Consider the following 21163-nt stretch of genomic DNA (forward strand, 5'->3'; position numbering starts at 1 on the left):
TATTAGGTTTCAATAATGCGAATCTAATAACGTAACAAGTAAAACATTACGAAATAAACATCGAAAACGTTTTCGAATATACCGAAAACGTTTTAGATTTTAGTTTTTATTGGTATCTTTAAGCATAAATTCATTCTTTTTTATGAAACCAGTTACATTAAAAGACATTGCTGAGCAATTAAACATCTCTATTACAACAGTTTCAAAAGCCTTAAAAGATTATCCAGATGTTAGTAAAAAGACAAAAGGCTTAGTTAAGGAGCTTGCTAAAACTCTAAACTACAAGCCCAATACCTTTGCTGTAAATTTAAGAATGAAGGAATCTAAAACAATAGGATTAGTAGTCCCTGTAATTGTTCATCATTTTTTTTCGAATATTATTAAGGGCATCATTTCACAAGCTGAAAAGAAAGGCTATTTGGTTATTATACTTCAATCTAACGAATCTTATGAACTAGAAAAAAAACAAGTTGACCTGCTACTAAGTCAACGTGTAGATGGTATATTGATATCTTTAGCTAATGGTACGGCAGATTTTAGTCATTTAAATGGCATTATTCAACAAGGTAAACCACTAGTTATGTTTGATAAGATTGCCAAAATAATAAAATGTTCTAAAATTATCATTGACGATCGAAAAGCGGCATATAACGCCACACAACATTTAATAGATATTGGTTGTAAGCGTATTGCTCATTTTAGAGGTGCACTTTTACCACAAAACTCTATAGATAGATTTCTTGGGTATAAAAAAGCGCTACTCGATAATAATTTTCCATACGATCCGTCTTTGGTTTACATATGCGAACTTGGCGATAATAGTTTTGAAGAAGGGAAGGAAAATGCTAGAAAACTATTAAAAGATCATAACGACGTTGATGGTATTTTTATCAACACAGATTTAGTCGCTATAGGTGCCATGACGGAATTTAAAAAACATGGTGTAAAAGTTCCAGAAGACATTAATATAGTAGGTTTTAGTAACTGGTTTATGTCCTCGGTAATTTCACCAACACTAACCACTATAGATCAGCCGGGTTATAAAATGGGCAAAACAGCTTTTAAACAGCTTTACAAAGAAATGAAGGCGATAAAAAACAAAAAGCCCCTACCGTCAAAAATTATTACTCTTGAAACAGCGTTAATAAAGAGAGAATCTACAAAATCAGAGATGGAATAATGTTTTTTTTAGTTTCTTAATTATTTTTAATAGATAATAAAATAAAAAGCCTTAATTATCAACTTGTGACAACTAAGGCTTTTTAATATTATTTGTTGATTAATTATTTATTCAATACTTCTGCCCCTTCTGGTTTAGAAAAGAAATTATCTTCTACAGTTGGCGAAAAACTAATATCGCTAACATCTATTTTAGTAATATATTCTCCTAAACCGTCTGGGTTTTCCTTGGACGACCAATATGTTTTAAAACCCGTTGCTAGATTAAGTCCACCTACATTAATTATCCCTTGTGTTACTGTAGTTTTCTCAGGAGCATGCCCGCCGTTAGGAAAATATTGCGGATAAGACACAATATATTTAAAAGCATCTACCAAATTAGTTTTTGCATTTACGTACAAAATATAATAATCGTCTGGTGCCGATCCTACACCAGCATCATAAGTTGCTTTTATCACTTTATGTAAATCACCTTTGAATACAACCTCAGGTAATAACTCAAGATTAACACCTTCTCCATCTAAAACAAAAGGTTGTCCAGAAAAATATAACGGCGTTAATGCCCAAAACTGAGTATCATATTTAAAAGAAGTACTATCTTTTGCTTTTACCCAAGCCTCCTTGCCATCCCAACCAAAAACAGATGTTGGATCTTCTACACTGTTATGCCTTGCTTTATTACTCCAAGTATCAATAGTTTGGTATGAATCTCTAATTCCTTTACCATTTAGTGGCTGATAATTAAAACGCATGGAAAAATAACCATTTGCATACCATGTTTCTAATCCTCCATGAGCCTCCATAGCGTTCCATAAAACTTGTCCAGCTTTAGTTGCATTTAATCTATGTTTTGCTGCATTAACTCTTTTTTGTATCCAAGAATCTGGAATATGATATACTTTTTCCGCAGTTTTTACTTGGGAATGAGTTACTTGTTCTTTTTTACTTGTTTCTTTACAAGCAATAAAAATTAATACTAAAAATAAACTGAATGATTTAAGTAGGTTTTTCATCTAAATAATTTTATTGATAGGTTAAAGTCGAATTAATCGATTTAGTATTACAAAAAAATCAACTTTTTTTTAGCTATCATTTATAAGTTTCGTTAATATTATTTTTAGAATGAAATTAATAGAATGTTTTATTACTAACACCGTATGGTGTTATGTCTCTAAAAACTTAATGTTTCGAGTTAATCCTGCATACTTTGTTCGTTTAACCGCAGATTTTTGAAACACTTTTTTAAAGGTATCTTCAGTAATTTCTTCCCAATCTTTTTTTGACATAGAGAGTAATTCGGGGTGTGGATTAAATAGCGGTTCATTATGCGGTTTAGAAAACCGGTTCCATGGGCACACATCTTGACATATATCGCAACCAAACATCCAATTATCCATTTTTCCTTTAAAATCATTTGGAAGATTTTCTTTTAACTCAATGGTTAAGTATGAAATACATTTACTACCATCCACAACATAAGGCTCTGTAATGGCTTGAGTGGGGCAAGCATCTATACAGGCTGTACAGGAACCGCAATGATCGGTTGTAATAGTGTCGTATTCTAACTCTAAATCGATAATAAGTTCGGCTATAAAATAAAATGATCCTACTTGTTGTGTTATTAAATTACTGTGTTTACCAATCCATCCTAGCCCAGATTTAGCTGCCCATGCTTTATCTAATACAGGTGCCGAGTCTACAAACGCTCTACCATTTACGGCTCCTATTTCCTTTTGAATAAAATGCAAAAGTTGCTTTAATTTATCTTTAATTACAAAATGATAATCTTGTCCATAGGCGTATTTACTTAATTTAGGCGCATCCTGACATTCTTGAAGTTGCGCTGGATAATAATTTAACAATAAAGAAACCACACTTTTGGAGTTCTCAACGAGTAAGGTAGGATTCAATCGCTTATCAAAATGATTTTCCATGTAACGCATTTCACCATGCATACCTTTTTCTAAATAACTTTCTAACCGAGGAGCTTCTTCTTCTAAAAACTCGGCTTTACTAATTCCACAAGACAAAAAACCGAGGCGTTTGGCTTCGGTTTTAATTAATGCGGTATATTTACTTTTACTGCCTATCACAAATAAAATTAATTAGTAAAATTGACTAAAACAAGCCTCCTTGCGTTGGCCCTTTAATTCGCCCTAAATGTTTATAAGCTTCTGGTGTTACCTCACGACCTCTTGGAGTTCGCATAATAAATCCTTGTTGAATTAGAAAAGGTTCATATACCTCTTCAATAGTTTCAGGGCTTTCACTTACTGCAGTAGCTATGGTAGAAATCCCAACAGGTCCTCCTTTAAATTTATCAATGATTGTGGATAAAATTTTGTTATCCATTTCATCCAAACCATGGGCATCTACGTGCAAAGCCTCTAAAGCATATTTAGCAATACGAATATCAATCTTTCCATTTCCTTTAATTTGTGCAAAATCTCGAACACGCCTTAATAGGGCGTTTGCTATTCTAGGTGTTCCACGGCTTCTTCCTGCAATTTCAATAGCCGCTTCCATAGAAATAGGCACCTTTAAAATCATGGCACTACGTTGCACAATACTGGTTAACAGATCAGTTTTATAATATTGCAATCTGCTTTGAATTCCAAAACGTGCTCGCATAGGTGCAGTAAGCAAACCAGAACGCGTAGTTGCTCCAACCAAAGTAAATGAATTTAAATTTATTTGAACAGTTCTAGCATTTGGTCCAGTTTCAATCATTATATCAATTTTATAGTCCTCCATTGCCGAGTATAGATACTCCTCAACAATAGGACTTAACCGATGAATTTCATCAATAAAAAGCACGTCACGTTCATCTAAGTTAGTAAGTAAACCAGCCAAATCTCCTGGTTTATCAAGAACAGGTCCAGACGTTATTTTAATGCCAACATTTAACTCATTTGCAAGAATATTAGCCAAAGTTGTTTTTCCTAGTCCTGGTGGCCCATGAAATAAAGCGTGATCTAAGGCTTCGCCTCTTTGGTTGGCTGCCTGAACAAATATTTTAAGATTTTCCAACACCTGATCTTGCCCCATAAAATCGGAAAAAGATAACGGTCTTAATTGTTTTTCAACATCCAATTCTTCTGGAGAAAAATGCGCATCGGTTGGATCTAGGTTTTCGTTCATTAAATAACATTTTGGTATACTAAAACCGCTCTAAAGAATACAGAACAGAAAAAACAAAGATAAATAAAAAGCCTCTCCAAATTTGGAAAGGCTTATAAATAATATGTTTTATTACTATTAAAATAGTATAAAGATTAGTGCTGTAACTCTTCCTCACCCTCCATTAATGGAACATTTTGAGGAACAAAGTCAACATCATGACCTGGTTTACTATAATCGTAAGCCCAACGATAAACGTGCGGAATTTCTCCAGGCCAGTTTCCGTGAACATGTTCTACAGGTGTAGTCCATTCTAAAGTTGTGGCTTTCCAAGGGTTCTGTTCTGCTTTTTTTCCATAATACATGCTAGCAAAGAAATTATATAGATATATTAATTGTACCACACCACCTATAAGGGCAAATATTGTAATTACTACATTAACATTAGCTAAATCATCGAATAATGGAAAATTAGAATTCGTATAATAACGACGAGGTAAACCAGCCATACCAATAAAGTGCATAGGGAAAAATACGCCATAAGCACAAACTGCGGTAATCCAGAAGTGAATATATCCTAAGTTTTTGTTTAGCATACGTCCATACATTTTTGGATACCAGTGATAAATACCAGCAAACATACCATAAAGTGCAGATATACCCATTACCAAGTGAAAGTGAGCAATAACAAAATATGTATCATGAACATTAATATCTAGTGCAGAATCTCCAAGAATAATACCTGTTAAACCACCAGTAATAAAAGTAGAAACAAAACCAATAGAAAATAACATCGCTGGATTCATTTGTAAATTTCCTTTCCAAAGTGTGGTAATCCAGTTAAAGGCTTTAACCGCCGACGGAATTGCAATTAACAAAGTTGTAAAGGTAAATACAGATCCTAAAAAAGGATTCATGCCTGATACAAACATATGATGTCCCCAAACAATAGTTGAAAGGAATGCAATAGCTAATATTGAAGTAATCATGGCACGATAACCGAAAATTGGTTTACGCGAATTTGATGCCATAATTTCGGATACTAAGCCCATTGCAGGTAAAATTACAATATATACCTCTGGGTGACCTAAGAACCAAAATAAATGTTCAAACAATACTGGAGACCCGCCTTGATAATGTAAAACTTCACCTTGTATAAATATATCTGATAGGAAAAATGATGTTCCAAAACTTCTATCCATTATTAATAATAACGCTGCCGATAACAACACTGGGAAGGATACAATACCAATAATAGCAGTAACAAAAAAGGCCCAAATAGTTAAAGGTAATCTTGTCATAGACATCCCTTTTGTACGTAAATTTAATACTGTAACAACATAATTTAGTGACCCTAATAATGAAGAGGCTATAAAAATAGCCATAGAAACAAGCCATAGCGTCATTCCCATTCCGGAACCTCCTTGAGCCATTGGTAATGCACTTAACGGGGGATAAATTGTCCATCCGGCTGCAGCTGGCCCTGCTTCAACAAATAATGAAATTAACATGATTATACTAGATAAAAAGAATAACCAATAGGATACCATGTTTAGGAATCCAGATGCCATATCACGAGCACCTATTTGTAATGGAATTAATAAGTTACTAAACGTACCACTTAAACCAGCCGTTAAAACAAAGAATACCATAATAGTTCCATGTATTGTAACTAATGCCAAATAAATATCGGCATCCATAACACCTCCCGGTGCCCATTTACCTAATAACGCTTCAAATAATACGTTCGGTTCCTCAGGCCATGCAATTTGCATACGAAACATCATAGACATTAGTATACCTATAACCCCCATAATAGTACCTGTAACCAAGTATTGTTTTGCAATCATTTTATGATCTTGACTAAATATGTATTTAGTTACAAACGTTTCTTTATGATGATGTCCGTGGTCGTCGTCGTGAGCGTGAGTATCTGCGTGTGCTGACATAATCTTATATCGTTTTATCTTTTTTATTAGTTAATTAGAGAGTTTTTGAATTCTTTTTGCTCTTTTATCCAAGCATCATATTCATCTTGCGTTTCTACAATAATTTTCATTTGCATATTGTAGTGCGAAGTTCCACAAATTTTATTACATATTAATAAATAGTCAAACTCGTAACGTTCCAAAGCATCTTCTCCTTTAGCTATTAATGCTTTACTATTTTCAACTCTTATTTCATTTATATGTTTAACTTTTTCTTGCATTTGCTCTGTCTGGCGCATATCAGCGGTAGTGACTGTTGGTGTAAAACCAAATTGAGTAATCATACCTGGAACACAGTTCATTTGTGCTCTAAAGTGAGGCATATAAGCAGAGTGCAGTACATCTTGTGATCTCATTTTAAACAACACAGGTTTTCCTACAGGTAAATGTAATTCGGTGGTAATAATATCATCTTGAGCATTAGGATCGGCTTCATCTAAACCTAAAATATTCGCTTTATCGATATCAATTAATCGCACGTTTGCTTTTCCTAAAGTATTATCTGCTCCAGCATATCTCGCTTTCCAGTTAAACTGTTGGGCATATAATTCAATAATAAGCGGATCATCACTTTCATCAACACTAGTAATGTTAATCCAAGTATTTAAACCATAGATTATTAAACCGGCTAAAACCACTACGGGTATAATAGTCCAAATAAATTCCAATTTATTATTATCGGCAAAGAACAACGCTTTTCTTCCTTTTTCACCTTTATATTTAAAAGCAAAATAATGTAATAAAAACTGAGTTACTGTTTGCACAAAAAATATAAGTACCATGGAAATTACCATAAGGTTATCCACCGTGGAACCATGTTCTGATGCGGAGTTGGACAGCAAAGGTAAATCTCCCCATTTTACAAAACAGACTATGGTAATGATATAAATGAACGCTAAAAAGCCCATCATTAAATACGCATTCATTGTGTTGTCTTTTTCTGTTGCAACACTTGAATTCTCACCTTTAGCTTGGGCTAAATCAAAAATTTTAACCATTTGCCATATGGCAACTAAAATAAATACTAAAACTATAATTGTTAATAAAGCAGTCATTGGTATCGTTCGTCTTTATTTATTTCTTAATTAATAATGAAAATCTTCACTTTCTTTTCTAAAAGGGTAACCTTTTACTAATAATGGTGCCTTGGTTAAAGCTGTAAACACCACAAATATAAACAACCCTGCGAAAAGCAAAACAGAAGCTATTTCTGGAATTCCGATAAACCATCTATCTCCAACGGTTGCAGGCATAATCATATTGAAAATATCTATGTAATGTCCGCACAAAATTACCAAACCAGCCATAACAACAAACCATGGTATACGTTTATAATCAGCATTCATTAACAATAATAAAGGGAATACAAAATTCATAACCACCATACCCAAGAAAGGTAATTGATAATCTTGGAAACGTGTTACAAAATACGTCACCTCTTCTGGAATATTTGAGTACCAAATTAACATGAATTGTGAGAACCATAAGTAGGTCCAAAAAATACTAATGGCAAACATAAATTTAGCCACATCATGTAAATGGTTTTCATTAACAAACTCTAAATAGTTTTTAGATTTTAAGTAAATAGTAACTAAAGCAATTACTGTAATTCCACTTACAAACATACTTGCAAATACATACCATCCAAATAATGTTGAGAACCAGTGAGGATCAACACTCATAATCCAATCCCAAGACATTATAGATTCTGAATAAATAAAGAACACTAAGAATGCCGCAGCTATACGAAATGATTTTTTGAAATTACTATTATCTTCAGCCGTATCTTGTGCGATAGAAAATTTACGCGCAAAATGACGATATAAACTCCATCCTGCAATAAAGATTAAACCTCTTACAGCAAACCATCCAATGTTTAACCATCCCGATTTACCTGCAATTAATTTATCAAAATGTGGACTATCTGGATTTGACAACTCAGGATCCATCCAAATAAAAATATTGTAATGTCCTATAGTACCAGAGGCAACGGCAATGGCTAAAACTATTAAAGCTCCAGGTAATAAATAGGCAGTAATACCTTCCATAACTCTAAAAAGTACAGGAGACCAACCAGCCTGTGAAGCAATTTGTATAGCATAAAAAGCTAAAACTCCTAAGGCTATCATCATAAAGAAAAATGCCGCAACATATAGTGCAGACCAAGGTCTATTCGCTATTTGATGCTGTACATGTTCGATGTGTTTTTTGTGAGCATCCACATGATGATCTTCAGACGACGCGTGGGCTGTTTCACCGTGAGTATTTGCTTTTGTATGTTCATCATGAGTAGGTGCAGCATGTGCCGCTTCCTCTCCATGCCCACCACCGTGATGCGCTTCTTCTGCCAGTAAGGTTTCAACCTCGTCAAAAGATAAATGAGATGTCATAAAACCATATCCAACTCCTAATGCTCCTAAAATCATTAGAGTGAAAGAAAATGTCTTTAATTTATTTGAAAATGTGTACATATCTATAATAATCTTATCAATCTTACTTTTCTAAATCTTCTTTCAACTTTAAAACATAAGCCACAACTTGCCAACGCTCTTCTTCGTTTATTTGGTTTGCATACGATCCCATCGCATTCTTCCCATAATAAATGGTATGATAGATACTTCCTTCATTAATTGCTCTACCGGCATCATCATAACTAGGAATACCCAATATTTTTTCACGTTTAACTAGGTTGCCTTGGCCGTTACCTTTTGTTCCGTGACAAATAGCACAATATATATTGTACAACTCTTTTCCGCTTTCAAGATCTATTTCGCTTTCAGATAGCGGGTTTTTTAACGTAGCTTTAGCTAATTCATATCCCGCAGTAGAATTTTCTATATCAAAAGGTACGTATCCTCGTGCAATAGAGCCATCTGCAGGTAACTGAGCTTCTACTCCATTTTTAAATGCGGCTTCGCCATAAGTTTCATAACCAGCAGATTCATACATACTTGGCATAAACTGATAGTTAGGTGCTGTATCCTTTTTACAAGATACTGCAAGTAAAACAACTGCGATTACTAATATTTTAATTAAGCTTTTCATACTTTAAATTAATGCGCTTTATCAACTAAATTAATTTCTACGGCTCCAGTTTCGGCTAACAAACTTTTTAATCCCTCTTCATTACCATTAACAGCAATTTCCATTAAAAAATGATCATCTGTTGTTCTTGGGTCAGGATTTTCAGCACTTTTAAATGGCCACATTCTACTTCTCAAATAAAACGTTAACACCATTAAGTGGGCCGCAAAAAACACCGTAAGTTCGAACATAATTGGAACAAATGCTGGCATATTTTCAATATAACTAAAACTTGGCTTACCACCTATGTTTTGTGGCCAATCTTCTATCATGATGAAATTCATCATAACTGTTGCAACCGTTAAACCAATTAAACCGTATATAAATGCGGTAATTGCAATACGAGTAGGTGCTAACCCCATTGCTTTATCTAGTCCGTGAACTGGAAATGGTGTATATATTTCTTCGATATGAAAACGTTCTGCCTTAACTTTTTTAACAGCCGACATTAAAACGTCATCATCCGTATAAATAGCGTGAATTACTTTAGATGCTTCCATTATCTACGCTTCGTTTTTTTTATTATTTACTTTATCTACAGTTGTTCTAGGATCTGCTCCCGTACCAGCTAAACTTTCACCTCTTTCTCTAATGTTCTTATAACGTTCACCAGAAGATTTCAATATAGTTTTAACCTCTGCCTGCGCAATTACAGGGAATGTTCTGGAATATAACAGGAATAACACGAAGAAGAATCCTATAGTTCCGACAAATATTCCAATATCCACAAAAGTTGGTGAAAACATAGTCCAAGATGACGGTAGATAATCTCTATGTAACGAAGTTACAATAATTACAAAACGTTCAAACCACATTCCTATATTAACTACAATTGAAATAAAGAAAGAAAACATAATACTCGTTCTTAATTTTTTAAACCACATAAATTGTGGAGAGAATACATTACAAGTCATCATAGCCCAATATGCCCACCAGTAAGGTCCAGTTGCTCTATTCAAGAAAGCATATTGCTCATATTCCACACCAGAGTACCATGCGATAAATAACTCAGTAATGTAAGCCACACCAACTATGGAACCAGTAATCATAATAACTATGTTCATTAATTCAATGTGCTGTACTGTAATATAATCTTCTAAGTTACATACTTTTCTCATAATAATAAGAAGCGTATTTACCATAGCAAATCCTGAGAATACCGCACCAGCCACGAAATAAGGAGGAAAAATTGTAGTATGCCATCCAGGTATAACCGATGTGGCAAAATCGAAAGATACAATTGTGTGTACAGAAAGTACTAAAGGTGTTGCTAAACCAGCTAGCACTAAAGATACTTCTTCAAAACGTTGCCAATCTTTTGCACGACCAGACCAACCAAAACTTAACAAGGCGTAAATTTTCTTCTGAAAAGGTTTTACAGCTCGATCTCTAAGCATAGCAAAATCTGGAAGTAACCCGGTCCACCAAAATACTAATGATACGGATAAATATGTAGAAATTGCAAATACATCCCAAAGTAATGGTGAATTAAAGTTAACCCATAATGACCCAAATTGATTTGGAATTGGCAGTACCCAATATCCCAACCATGGACGACCCATATGAATTATTGGAAATAAACCAGCTTGCACAACAGAGAATATAGTCATCGCTTCTGCCGAACGGTTAATAGCCATTCTCCACTTTTGACGGAATAATAATAGTACCGCAGAAATTAAAGTTCCTGCGTGACCAATACCAACCCACCAAACGAAGTTAGTAATATCCCAGGCCCAACCTACGGTTTTGTTTAAACCCCAAGTTCCAATACCTGTTGAAACGGTATAAATAATACATCCTATTCCCCAAAGGAAAGCCACAACTGCTATAGAAAAAACTATCCACCATTGCTTATTTGCTTTTCCTTCTACAGGTTTTGCCACATCCACAGTAACGTCGTGGTATGATTTTTCTCCTGTAACTAAAGGTCTTCTAATAGGTGCTTCGTAATGAGACGCCATAATTATATAATTGATTCTTTAATTAGATTTATGCTTCGGTTGTATTTCTCACTTTTGTTTGATATTGTACGTTAGGTTTTGTTCCAACGTGTTCCAACAAGTGATACATACGGTTATCTTCTTTAAGTTTTGCAACTTGACTTTCTTTATCATTGATATCTCCAAATACCATTGCCCCACTGCTACAAGCTGCCGAACAAGCCGTTTGGAATTCTCCATCCTTAATAACCCGTCCATCGCGTTTAGCATCAAGAATTGTTTTTTGTGTCATTTGAATACACATTGAACATTTTTCCATAACACCACGAGAACGAACTACAACATCTGGATTTAATACCATACGTCCTAAATCATCATTCATATGATAATCGAACTCATCATTACCATTATATAAGAACCAGTTAAAACGACGGACTTTATAAGGGCAGTTATTTGCACAATATCTTGTACCTACACAACGGTTATATGCCATATGGTTTTGACCTTGACGACCGTGTGATGTTGCCGCAACTGGACAAACCGTTTCACAAGGAGCGTGATTACAGTGTTGACACATGATTGGTTGGAATGCTACTTGAGGATTATCCGAGGCATGTTCCATTTCACCAAATTCGCTTAATGAACTACCTAAACCAGAAATATTTTCTTTCTTTTCGTTGTCTCCTTCAAATGATTCTTCAGAAGAATAATATCTATCAATACGTAACCAGTGCATATCTCGACTACGACGTACTTCTGATTTACCAACAACAGGAACATTATTTTCTGCGTGACAAGCTATAACACATGCGCCACAACCCGTACAAGCATTTAAATCTATTGATAAGTTAAAATGATGTCCTATAGAACGATCAAACTCATCCCACAAATCTACCTTTGGGTCTGTTACCGGAGTTTCTTCATGATTTAAAGAAACAACAGCCATTGGATTCCAAATATCCTTGTCTTTCGTATTAAAAATCTCTAAAGATGTTTCTTTTATAATATCACCACGCCCCATTAAGGTATTATGCAACTGTACAGAAGCAAATTCATGCTCACCAGCTGCAACTTCTACAGTTACATTTTGAACTGTATTGAAATTATGGTATAAAGCAAAGGCGTTAACACCGGTTTGCATTTCTTCTTTTAATCCTTTTGTTTTTCCGTAACCAAATGATAAACCTACAGATCCTTTAGCTTGCCCTGGTTGGATTAAAACAGGTACAGTTAAACTCACACCATTTACAGTAACATTAGCATAACTACCATTTAATGCACCGTTTGCAACGTGCTTGTTCATTAAACCTAATGCTTCTGCATCAGCGTTAGAAACTGTTAAATAGTTATCCCAAGATGTTCTTGTAATTGGATCTGGAAATTCTTGTAACCAAGGGTTATTGGCTTGCTGCCCATCTCCCATACCTACTTTGGTATATAATACTAATTCTAAACCATTAGGTTTAGCAGATGATGCAAGCGCACTTGCCGCATTACCTACAACAGTTTCGTTTGTTTTTTCTTCAACTTCTACTTCGGTTTCTTCAACACTAGTAGCAATTTCACCAACATATACACCATCGTGTAGTGCTTGATTAAAAGAACTACCTCCTAAAATAGTGGTTCCCCAAGTTTCTTTTATATAATCGTGATAAGAAGAATCATTCCCTGTCCACTTTAATAAAGCATCTTGAAATTGACGCGTATCAAATAGCGGACGTATTGTTGGTTGCATTAAAGAATAATGTCCCTTTTTTATTTCAACATCACCCCAAGATTCTAAATAATGTGGTGCTGCGCCTATATATTCTGTTTCAGTCGACGTTTCATCTTCCTTTAATGAAAAAGTAATAGATAAATCGACTTTCTTTAACCCTTCTAAAAACTCTGAAGAATTTGGTAGGCTATATACCGGATTAACACCGCTCATAATTAAGGCGCTAATTTTTCCAGCTTTCATATCAGCAACTAATTTAGCCACTGCTTTATCACTACCTTGTCTTGTTTTTATTGGTGTGCTTGGATCAAATGCTTTACTTTTTATAGCCTCATTTATTTCTAAAGCTACAGTTTGCGCATTCCTATCTTGAATACCAGTAACAACAACAGCATTACTTCCAGCATTTTTAATCTGGGTTGCAGCATTTTTAACTGCTTCCTCAATCTTTGCTGGCAAGGTACCAGAAACAGAACCTCCAACAATATAACTATATAATTTAGCTAACGCTATTTTTTGTTCTGACGGTGTTAACGGTACACGCTTATCTGCATTAGCACCGGTAAGAGACATATTAGATTCGAACTGAATATGACGAGACATTTTACCATGATTAGGCACTTTGTTTTTCGCATATCCGGAATCGAAACCACCACCTTGCCAATCTCCTAAGAAATCTGCACCAACAGAAACGATAGTCATCGCCTTAGAAAAATCGTAGTTTGCTAATCCGCGCTCACCATATTTAGCTTGGTAAGCATCTAGAGCCGCAGATTCTGATATAGCATCATAAATCACATGATTTACATTACCAAATTTATCTTTAAATTCTGAAATTAATTTACTAGTAGATGGACTAGCAAAAGTTTGCGTTAGCAAAACAATTCTTTCGTTTGCCGCTGCTAATTCAGATAATTTTTTTGTTGTTTCACTATCAAATGTATCCCAAGAAATAGAGCTTCCTGCTTTTTTAGGGCCTTGAACTCTTAAACTATCATACAACCCTAAAACAGAAGCATTTACTCTAGCATTAGCACTACCATTGGTAGTAGCCATCACATTATTCTGTATTTTAATTGGACGACCTTCACGGGTTTTTACTAAAACACTTGCAAAATCAAAACCATTCGCTATAGTTGTTGCGTAATAATTGGCAACACCTGGAATAATTTCTGTTGGCTGAACTACATAAGGAATCGCTTTCTTAACCGGTCCCTCACATGCAGCTAAAGAAGCTGCAGCAGTACTAAACCCAACATATTTTAAGAAATCACGACGTGTTGTAGAACTTTCTTCTAATGATTCTTTATTACCTAAAAATTCATCAGTAGGAATCTCAGCTACAAACTCGTTTTGTTTTAGCGTCTCAACAATAGAGCTATTTTCGTTTAGCTCTTCAACACTTTTCCAGTATTTCTTGTTTGATGACATATTATATAATTGAATTACTTCTTAATATTATTATTTAGAGTTTTCCGCCTCCGCGGAAAAGAAAAACTATTCTTTTAATAATGACATTTACCACATTCTAGCCCACCCATTTGAGCGGCAGTCAAGTTATCTACACCATATTTTTTTGATAATTCTTCATGAATTTTAGTATAGTACTCGTTATCTTTCACTTTAACATTTGTGTCTCTATGGCAATTAATACACCACCCCATAGTTAAAGGAGAATACTGATAAACCTCTTCCATAGTTTCAACAGGACCATGACATGTTTGACATTCTACCCCTGCCACTGTAACGTGCTGCGAGTGATTAAAGTAAGCGAAGTCTGGCAAGTTATGAATACGAACCCATTTTACTGGACTAGATTCCCCAGTATATTTTTGTTCAGAATCATCCCATCCTGCCGCAGCATATAACTTTTTAATTTCACCATCGTAAAATTCTTTAGAATATTCTGGCGTTGTTTCACCGTTATATTCATATACAGATTTATGACAGTTCATACAAACATTTAAAGAAGGGATACCCGATGTTTTACTAACTCTTGCTGAAGAGTGACAATATTTACAATCGATCCCATTATCTCCCGCATGTATTTTATGTGAAAAGTGAATTGGTTGTACGGGTTGATAACCTTGATCTACGCCTATTTGAGACAAATAACCATAAACAAAATACGCACTAGATAGTAACAAGAAAATAGTTACCACAATTACTAAAAACTGATTTTGCACAAAAGCTTTCCAAAGCGGTGTTCTTTTTGAATCTTCAGGTAGTTCTATATTGGAAGCAATAGCATAACGGCGCAATGTTTTGTTTACTAAATATAAGCCAGCAGCTAAAAGAATAAATAAAATAGCTAACGCCCCTAATACAATTTCGTTAGAAATACCACCCGTTGCAGCTACAGGCTGTGTGGCAACCGCTGCACCAGCAGCTGGTGCAGCCGGCGCTTTCTTTTCTTCGGCAGTATATGCTAATATATTACTAATATCATCATCCGACAACTGAGGAAAAGCCGTCATTGCTGCCCCACCAAAGTCATTGTAAACCTTGTTTGCGTATGCATCTCCCGACTTTATAAGTCCAGAACTATTACGAATCCATGAATGAATCCAGTCCCGATCCAACCCTTGCTCTTCAGACAAACGCGCCTCTACATTACGTAAAGCAGGTCCCGTCATTTTCTTGTCTAGCTGATGACAAGCCGCACAATTGGCATTAAATAAAGTTTTTCCTTTTGCTGGATCTCCTTCCTGAGCAGAAAGGACTGTTGTAAACGCTAATAAAATAATTAAGCTGAAACTAAGAGTGTTTTTACTTAATATACGGTGAATCACCTGTCTCATATTGTTGGTTAAATTAACTTCTAAACTTTGGTATGATTTTTTCATTACCAAGTAACGAAAAAAACAGTTAAAAAATTCTCTCGCAAAAGTAATATTAAAAGTCGATTTTAGAAATCAACCGCATGGATTATTACTAATTTAGAGGAATTCTAAATAAGAAAAAAAGCCAATAATAGAATTACAACGTATATATTTGCATAAAATAATTTAAAAATGAACCTATTGAACCTGAAATTTAAGTTGTTATACTTATCTGGACTAGCATTTACATCAATGACATGTTTAGCACAGGAAGGCCATATAGCTTTAAATCAAGACAGGAATATATCTGTTTTGCTAGATTTAAAAAAACAAATGAATAAAAATGAATACGATTCTAATCGTTATAAAATCCAAATTTATTCAGGAAATCGTGCTACTGCGCAAAAAGCAAAAGCCGATTTTAAGGAAACCTTTAGCAATTGGAATCCAACAATAGAGTATGAAACTCCTAATTTTAAAATTTGGGCAGGAAATTTTAGTACCCGTTTAGATGCAGACCGCGCACTAGTAAAAATTAAAAAGAAATTTCCCAGTGCCTTTATATTTAAACCAAAAAAGGATAAGAATTAGAATTTAAAAAACGCTACAAGTATACTGAATACTTGTAGCTTTTTTATAAATCCAAGGCTTTTAAAATTAGAAAGTAGTAACGTTTACTCCTAACTCTCTGGAGCTAACTCGACTTCTAACCCTTCCATTTCTGGACCAATTTGTATTTGACATCCTAAACGACTATTTTCTTTTACATCAAAGGCTTCCGATAGCATAGCTTCTTCATCATCTCCCATTTCAGGCAATACGGTATCACTTAAAACGTAGCATTGGCAGGATGCACACATAGCCATACCCCCACAGACACCAATAGTGCCTTCCGGTGCCAATTCGTAAGAACGTACAACTTCCATTAAATTCATTGCCATATCTGTTGGCGCTACAATGTCGTGTGTAACTCCGTCTCTATCTGTAATTTTAATATTTATGTCTTGCATGTTTCTTTTTGTAATTCTTTTAGTGGCACGTCATAATTTCTGCCGCAAATTTAAGTTTTGTCTCTTTATTTTTACATTAATTTTTAAAAAAATAAAGAACCTTCAAAATTTCTCAAATCGAAGATTCTTTTTATTCAAAAATAAAATGATATGAGCCATTACATATCAATATTAACCACCTTTTCAATTTGTGGCACATATTTTTTAATAGTCATTTCTACTCCAGATTTCAATGTCATTTGGTTAACGGAGCAGCCCACGCAAGCTCCTTTTAACTGTACTTTTACCAAAGTATCATTATCTTCAATAGACAATAATGAAATATCTCCCCCATCACTTTGTAAAAACGGACGTATTTCTTCTAACGCTTTTTCAACATTTATTTTAACTTCTTCGCTGGTCATAATTCTTATTTTTTCACGGCAGAACATCCAGCCATTGTTGTAATTTTTATTGCTTCGGTAGGAGGTAAATCGTCATTTCTACTCACAACTTCTTCCACAACATTTTGTGTTAATTTCTCAAACGCCCCCTCTAAAGGAGTTCCTTTCTGCATCGCTGCTGGTCGTCCAACATCTCCCGATTCTCGGATACTTTGCACCAACGGAATTTCACCTAAAAATGGCACTTTTAAATCCTCGGCTAAATTTTTAGCGCCTTCTTTTCCGAAGATATAATATTTATTATTAGGTAATTCTTCTGGAGAAAAATACGCCATATTTTCAATAATACCTAAAACTGGTACATTTATACTCTCTTGCTGAAACATAGCTACACCTTTTTTAGCATCGGCTAAAGCCACGTTTTGCGGCGTACTCACTACAACCGCTCCGGTTATTGGCAGAGATTGCATAATACTTAAATGAATATCTCCTGTTCCTGGAGGTAAATCTAAAAGTAAGAAATCTAATTCGCCCCAATGCGCATCAAAAATCATTTGATTTAATGCTTTAGCAGCCATTGGCCCTCGCCAAACTACAGCTTGATCGGGTTGCGTGAAAAAACCAATCGATAATATTTTTACTCTGTAATTTTCAACAGGTTTCATTTTCGATTTCCCATCAACATTAACCGCTAATGGTTTTTGCTCTACCACATCGAACATGATTGGCATAGATGGTCCATAAATATCGGCATCTAAAACACCAACATTAAAACCCATTTTGGATAAAGTTACCGCTAAATTTGCCGTTACAGTTGACTTTCCAACACCACCTTTACCAGATGCCACCGCCACTATATTCTTAATGCCAGGAATTGCTTTTCCTTTTATTACATTTGGTTTTGGTTTAGCCGGCGCATCAACTTTTACATTAACGGTAATTTTAGCTTTTTCGTAAACTTGCTCGTGAATGGTTTTTAAAATATCCACTTCCGTGCGTTTTTTTGCTTGTAAACTTGGATTATTAATAGTTATATCTACAATAACTTCATCTCCAAAAGTCACTACGTTCTTCACTGCACCACTTTCCACCATATTTTGCCCTTCACCAGGTACTGTTATCGTTTCAAGTGCTTTAAGTATGTCTTGTTTATTTAATTTCATTGCTTTATTAAGAATAAATCTAAGTACAAAGATAATTAATTAACCCTATAAATAAGACGTACTAGATTAGAAGTTTTACTTATATGTCCATAAGATTTTATTATTCTTTATATATTTTAAAAAATCGCGTAAATTGGCACAATTAATGTTGAATTTTCTCATAACAAATACAACTGGAATTTATGAAACTAAAAACAATAGCCATCATTTTTTTACTCATATTTAATTCCATTAGCTATAGCCAAGGTAAAATAAAGCAAGCTGAAGACGACTTAAATGAAGAAAAGTCATCAACTACCACCCCGTATACAACTAACCACAAAAACCTTAACAACAGTAACAATTATAGTGACAACTTTCTGTCGGATATTGTTGGCGGTCTATTTATTCAACTTTTTGCCTACACCGCTTATGGCGTCGCTATTGAAAGTCCTTTTGAAATAAACCACAAAGCCAGTGGTGCTTATCTAACAAAACACCCATATTCAAATACTAATACAGGTCATTATTCCTATGATTGGAATGATAATACCGAAATTTTCACCACCACTATTAGTAACCGTTTAGTTTATGAAAGCAATTCTGTTTACGGCAACCATTTAAACCTAGATCTGCGGTTTTTAAAACGCATAGAATTAGAGTTGGACTTTTTACAATTATGGGAACAAAACACAAATGTTCCAAGAAATTCACTAGGAATTTATACGGCTTTAGTAAAATACAACCGCGTACGCACAGAACGTTTTAATGCCTCTTGGGGGTTGGGAGCTGCCTATGTAGCTGGTAATGTTAATAAACTCGGATTTACTTACGGATTAAGTGCAGAATTATTTTTCGTTAAACCCTTAAGCTTAGAGTCTAATTTTACTGAGACTTTAGTGAATAGCGAAACCATTAATAAATTTAATGGACTATTGAATTACCATAAAAACCAATACAAATACATATTAGGTTACGAACATTTACAAATAGGAAGTGTTCCTTTTTCAAATGTTACAGCCGGATTCGGTATTTCTTTTTAATAAGGACTTATAATTCTACGGAAGGATCCCAATACACCGTTTCCAAATCTTGAATTTGATTTTCAATAACCTGAATCCCTTCACTTTCTAAAAGTTGCTGCATCAGGTTTGTGCCATCAAAATGATGTTTTCCCGTTAGCAACCCTTTTCTATTCACTACCCGATGCGCAGGAATATCTTTACCATGCGAACCATTCATGGCATACCCCACCATTCTAGCACTTTTTGCTGCACCTAAATATTTGGCAATTGCGCCATAACTAGTTACGCGACCAAAAGGAATCTTTTTAGCCACCTGATAAACTTTATCGAAAAAATTAAGCGTTTCTGGTTTCATACTTATACTTCTCTAATAATATTTATTAATGTTACAATGGCAATAATACCAGTAATACTTCCAATAATACGGTTCATGTTTTTTTGAGATGTGAATGTTTTACTTTTTATTCTATCGAAAAAGAAAATATACATATATAAGGTAACAAATGTTCCCATGGCAGCTCCAGCAACATAAGAAATAATACTAATTTGAGTAAAATCTAACCATCCAAAGGACGCCAAAGTAATCGTCATATAAGCTTGGTACGGTATAGGAAACACATTAATCCCCGAGAGAAATAACCCCTGAAAAAACCGACTCCCTTTGCTTCTTATTTTTGGTTCCACTTGCTCCTTAGGTTCCGATTTTGCAATAAACAAAAAATAAATAGCCACCAATACAAAAACAACAAAAGCTACACGCTGTAAAACATCTATAACATCATGATTTTTACTTAAATAACGTGCAAAAACTGCTGCAAGCGTCGTTTGAACAATAACAACAACACAGGCTCCAATAGAAAATATAATACCACGAGCATGTCCTTCCTTTAGACTAATTTTTGCTGCTGTCATGTTCAATAATCCCGGTGGAATAACGCCAATAAGTGCAAAAACCAACCCTAAAAAGAAAATAAATGTAATGTTCAAAATTATTTTATTTTAAATTTGATATAAGTAATAGCTTTATTCTGTTCTAAATATTGAGATTCATAAAAGGTTTGAATACTTGTTACCTCTTCTGGGCTGCCTTCTTGTTTATAAACATTATGGTTAGCATACAAAACTTCGTGGCCAGCGCCATGCAACAAACCAAGCGTATAACCGTGCATAAATTCACTATCGGTTTTTAAATTCACCACACCATCGGGTTTTAAAATTTGCTTGTAGCGCTCCAAAAAAACAGCGTTCGTCATGCGGTGTTTGGTACGTTTGTATTTTATTTGTGGATCGGGGAAAGTAATCCAAATTTCATCGACTTCATGATTTGCAAAGGCATGATCTATAAGTTCTATTTGTGTGCGTAAAAAAGCAACATTTGGTATGTTTTCTTCTATAGCTGTTTTTGCGCCTCTCCAAAAACGCGCCCCTTTAATATCGACACCAATAAAATTTTTATTTGGGTATTTTTTTGCTAATGCGACTGAATATTCTCCTTTTCCACAACCTAGCTCGAGTACTAACGGATTCTCGTTTTTAAAAACTTCGGAACGCCAATGGCCTTTTAATTTGAAAGTTGACCCGACTAATTCGTCGCGAGATGGTTGAAATACGTTGGAAAAGGTTTCGTTTTCTCTAAATCGTTTCAGTTTATTTTTACTACCCACTATATCTTAACTATTTGTTATTATTAATTTTGATTTGGTAAAATTACGGAAATATACTCAAGTGTTTATATGCTTATCTTTGAATTTAC

General features: G+C 34.6%; 19 protein-coding genes and 1 pseudogene. 3 read left to right on the forward strand and 17 right to left on the reverse strand.

Annotation, left to right across the window (positions count from 1 at the left end; genetic code table 11):
* The first annotated feature begins 142 nt into the window (after nucleotides 1-142).
* A complete protein-coding gene (locus tag FQU21_RS12365) occupies nucleotides 143-1180 on the forward strand; it encodes a LacI family DNA-binding transcriptional regulator (RefSeq protein WP_147678309.1) in 1038 nt (345 codons plus the stop codon).
* A gap of 103 nt (nucleotides 1181-1283) precedes the next feature.
* On the opposite strand, the gene FQU21_RS12370 is transcribed toward FQU21_RS12365, so the two are convergent.
* The 11 genes and pseudogenes from FQU21_RS12370 to FQU21_RS12420 form a co-directional block, all read right to left on the reverse strand.
* Nucleotides 1284-2192, reverse strand: coding sequence for a hypothetical protein (locus FQU21_RS12370; protein WP_147678310.1), 909 nt, complete (start codon nucleotides 2190-2192; stop codon nucleotides 1284-1286).
* 150 nt (nucleotides 2193-2342) lie between these two features.
* Nucleotides 2343-3272: a tRNA epoxyqueuosine(34) reductase QueG gene (gene queG / locus FQU21_RS12375; RefSeq protein ID WP_394348404.1), complete on the reverse strand. Its 930-nt coding sequence runs from the start codon at nucleotides 3270-3272 to the stop codon at nucleotides 2343-2345.
* Nucleotides 3273-3297: 25 nt separating this feature from the next.
* Complete coding sequence (ruvB, locus tag FQU21_RS12380) at nucleotides 3298-4320, reverse strand: Holliday junction branch migration DNA helicase RuvB (RefSeq protein ID WP_147678311.1); 1023 nt, start codon at nucleotides 4318-4320, stop codon at nucleotides 3298-3300.
* Between the two features lie 134 nt (nucleotides 4321-4454).
* Complete coding sequence (locus tag FQU21_RS12385; RefSeq protein WP_147678312.1) at nucleotides 4455-6248, reverse strand: cytochrome c oxidase subunit I; 1794 nt, start codon at nucleotides 6246-6248, stop codon at nucleotides 4455-4457.
* Nucleotides 6249-6274: 26 nt separating this feature from the next.
* Entirely contained in the window at nucleotides 6275-7342 is a 1068-nt protein-coding gene (locus FQU21_RS12390; protein WP_147678313.1) for a cytochrome c oxidase subunit II, read from the reverse strand.
* Between the two features lie 30 nt (nucleotides 7343-7372).
* On the reverse strand, nucleotides 7373-8758 hold the full coding sequence (locus FQU21_RS12395; RefSeq protein WP_147678314.1) for a quinol:cytochrome C oxidoreductase: 1386 nt from the start codon (nucleotides 8756-8758) through the stop codon (nucleotides 7373-7375).
* Nucleotides 8759-8780: 22 nt separating this feature from the next.
* Nucleotides 8781-9332 (reverse strand): c-type cytochrome, encoded by a 552-nt coding sequence (locus tag FQU21_RS12400; protein WP_187269379.1) that lies wholly within the window; start codon nucleotides 9330-9332, stop codon nucleotides 8781-8783.
* Nucleotides 9333-9340: 8 nt separating this feature from the next.
* Nucleotides 9341-9871: a DUF3341 domain-containing protein gene (locus tag FQU21_RS12405; RefSeq protein ID WP_147678315.1), complete on the reverse strand. Its 531-nt coding sequence runs from the start codon at nucleotides 9869-9871 to the stop codon at nucleotides 9341-9343.
* 39 nt (nucleotides 9872-9910) lie between these two features.
* Nucleotides 9911-11332 (reverse strand): annotated as a pseudogene (gene nrfD, locus FQU21_RS12410) (NrfD/PsrC family molybdoenzyme membrane anchor subunit); the annotation flags it as partial.
* 28 nt (nucleotides 11333-11360) lie between these two features.
* Nucleotides 11361-14459 (reverse strand): TAT-variant-translocated molybdopterin oxidoreductase, encoded by a 3099-nt coding sequence (locus FQU21_RS12415; RefSeq protein WP_147678317.1) that lies wholly within the window; start codon nucleotides 14457-14459, stop codon nucleotides 11361-11363.
* A 74-nt stretch (nucleotides 14460-14533) separates the two neighbouring features.
* A complete protein-coding gene (locus tag FQU21_RS12420; RefSeq protein ID WP_147678360.1) occupies nucleotides 14534-15829 on the reverse strand; it encodes a cytochrome c3 family protein in 1296 nt (431 codons plus the stop codon).
* 273 nt (nucleotides 15830-16102) lie between these two features.
* Between FQU21_RS12420 and FQU21_RS12425 the strand changes: the two genes are divergently transcribed.
* Nucleotides 16103-16441: an SPOR domain-containing protein gene (locus FQU21_RS12425; RefSeq protein ID WP_246124830.1), complete on the forward strand. Its 339-nt coding sequence runs from the start codon at nucleotides 16103-16105 to the stop codon at nucleotides 16439-16441.
* 89 nt (nucleotides 16442-16530) lie between these two features.
* On the opposite strand, the gene FQU21_RS12430 is transcribed toward FQU21_RS12425, so the two are convergent.
* The 3 genes from FQU21_RS12430 to FQU21_RS12440 form a co-directional block, all read right to left on the reverse strand.
* Complete coding sequence (locus FQU21_RS12430; RefSeq protein WP_147678319.1) at nucleotides 16531-16860, reverse strand: 2Fe-2S iron-sulfur cluster-binding family protein; 330 nt, start codon at nucleotides 16858-16860, stop codon at nucleotides 16531-16533.
* Between the two features lie 158 nt (nucleotides 16861-17018).
* A complete protein-coding gene (locus FQU21_RS12435; protein WP_147678320.1) occupies nucleotides 17019-17264 on the reverse strand; it encodes a NifU family protein in 246 nt (81 codons plus the stop codon).
* Between the two features lie 5 nt (nucleotides 17265-17269).
* Nucleotides 17270-18406, reverse strand: coding sequence for an Mrp/NBP35 family ATP-binding protein (locus FQU21_RS12440; RefSeq protein ID WP_147678321.1), 1137 nt, complete (start codon nucleotides 18404-18406; stop codon nucleotides 17270-17272).
* Nucleotides 18407-18588: 182 nt separating this feature from the next.
* On the opposite strand from FQU21_RS12440, the gene FQU21_RS12445 reads away from it, so the two are divergent.
* A complete protein-coding gene (locus tag FQU21_RS12445; protein WP_147678322.1) occupies nucleotides 18589-19428 on the forward strand; it encodes a hypothetical protein in 840 nt (279 codons plus the stop codon).
* Between the two features lie 7 nt (nucleotides 19429-19435).
* Here the strand turns inward: FQU21_RS12445 and FQU21_RS12450 are convergent, their stop codons facing one another.
* From FQU21_RS12450 to trmB, 3 genes are read right to left on the reverse strand one after another with little or no spacing between them, the layout of a single operon-like run.
* On the reverse strand, nucleotides 19436-19765 hold the full coding sequence (locus FQU21_RS12450) for an MGMT family protein (protein ID WP_147678323.1): 330 nt from the start codon (nucleotides 19763-19765) through the stop codon (nucleotides 19436-19438).
* Nucleotides 19766-19767: 2 nt separating this feature from the next.
* The gene (locus tag FQU21_RS12455) at nucleotides 19768-20397 is read right to left on the reverse strand and encodes a LysE family transporter (protein WP_147678324.1); all 630 of its coding nucleotides are present in this window, start codon (nucleotides 20395-20397) and stop codon (nucleotides 19768-19770) included.
* Nucleotides 20398-20399: 2 nt separating this feature from the next.
* Nucleotides 20400-21074, reverse strand: a complete 675-nt coding sequence (gene trmB / locus FQU21_RS12460; RefSeq protein WP_147678325.1) for a tRNA (guanosine(46)-N7)-methyltransferase TrmB — start codon at nucleotides 21072-21074, stop codon at nucleotides 20400-20402.
* Nucleotides 21075-21163 lie beyond the last annotated feature (89 nt).

It is taken from the genome of Algibacter pacificus (assembly GCF_008033385.1).
Classification (GTDB): domain Bacteria; phylum Bacteroidota; class Bacteroidia; order Flavobacteriales; family Flavobacteriaceae; genus Algibacter; species Algibacter pacificus.

Bases quoted from the DNA above. Each gene is read 5' to 3' on its own strand.
- FQU21_RS12365 (WP_147678309.1), top strand. From the start codon at position 143: ATGAAACCAGTTACATTAAAAGACATTGCTGAGCAATTAAACATCTCT.
- FQU21_RS12370 (WP_147678310.1), bottom strand. From the start codon at position 2,192: ATGAAAAACCTACTTAAATCATTCAGTTTATTTTTAGTATTAATTTTT.
- ruvB (WP_147678311.1), bottom strand. From the start codon at position 4,320: ATGAACGAAAACCTAGATCCAACCGATGCGCATTTTTCTCCAGAAGAA.
- FQU21_RS12385 (WP_147678312.1), bottom strand. From the start codon at position 6,248: ATGTCAGCACACGCAGATACTCACGCTCACGACGACGACCACGGACAT.
- FQU21_RS12390 (WP_147678313.1), bottom strand. From the start codon at position 7,342: ATGACTGCTTTATTAACAATTATAGTTTTAGTATTTATTTTAGTTGCC.
- FQU21_RS12395 (WP_147678314.1), bottom strand. From the start codon at position 8,758: ATGTACACATTTTCAAATAAATTAAAGACATTTTCTTTCACTCTAATG.
- FQU21_RS12400 (WP_187269379.1), bottom strand. From the start codon at position 9,332: ATGAAAAGCTTAATTAAAATATTAGTAATCGCAGTTGTTTTACTTGCA.
- FQU21_RS12405 (WP_147678315.1), bottom strand. From the start codon at position 9,871: ATGGAAGCATCTAAAGTAATTCACGCTATTTATACGGATGATGACGTT.
- FQU21_RS12415 (WP_147678317.1), bottom strand. From the start codon at position 14,459: ATGTCATCAAACAAGAAATACTGGAAAAGTGTTGAAGAGCTAAACGAA.
- FQU21_RS12420 (WP_147678360.1), bottom strand. From the start codon at position 15,829: ATGAGACAGGTGATTCACCGTATATTAAGTAAAAACACTCTTAGTTTC.
- FQU21_RS12425 (WP_246124830.1), top strand. From the start codon at position 16,103: ATGACATGTTTAGCACAGGAAGGCCATATAGCTTTAAATCAAGACAGG.
- FQU21_RS12430 (WP_147678319.1), bottom strand. From the start codon at position 16,860: ATGCAAGACATAAATATTAAAATTACAGATAGAGACGGAGTTACACAC.
- FQU21_RS12435 (WP_147678320.1), bottom strand. From the start codon at position 17,264: ATGACCAGCGAAGAAGTTAAAATAAATGTTGAAAAAGCGTTAGAAGAA.
- FQU21_RS12440 (WP_147678321.1), bottom strand. From the start codon at position 18,406: ATGAAATTAAATAAACAAGACATACTTAAAGCACTTGAAACGATAACA.
- FQU21_RS12445 (WP_147678322.1), top strand. From the start codon at position 18,589: ATGAAACTAAAAACAATAGCCATCATTTTTTTACTCATATTTAATTCC.
- FQU21_RS12450 (WP_147678323.1), bottom strand. From the start codon at position 19,765: ATGAAACCAGAAACGCTTAATTTTTTCGATAAAGTTTATCAGGTGGCT.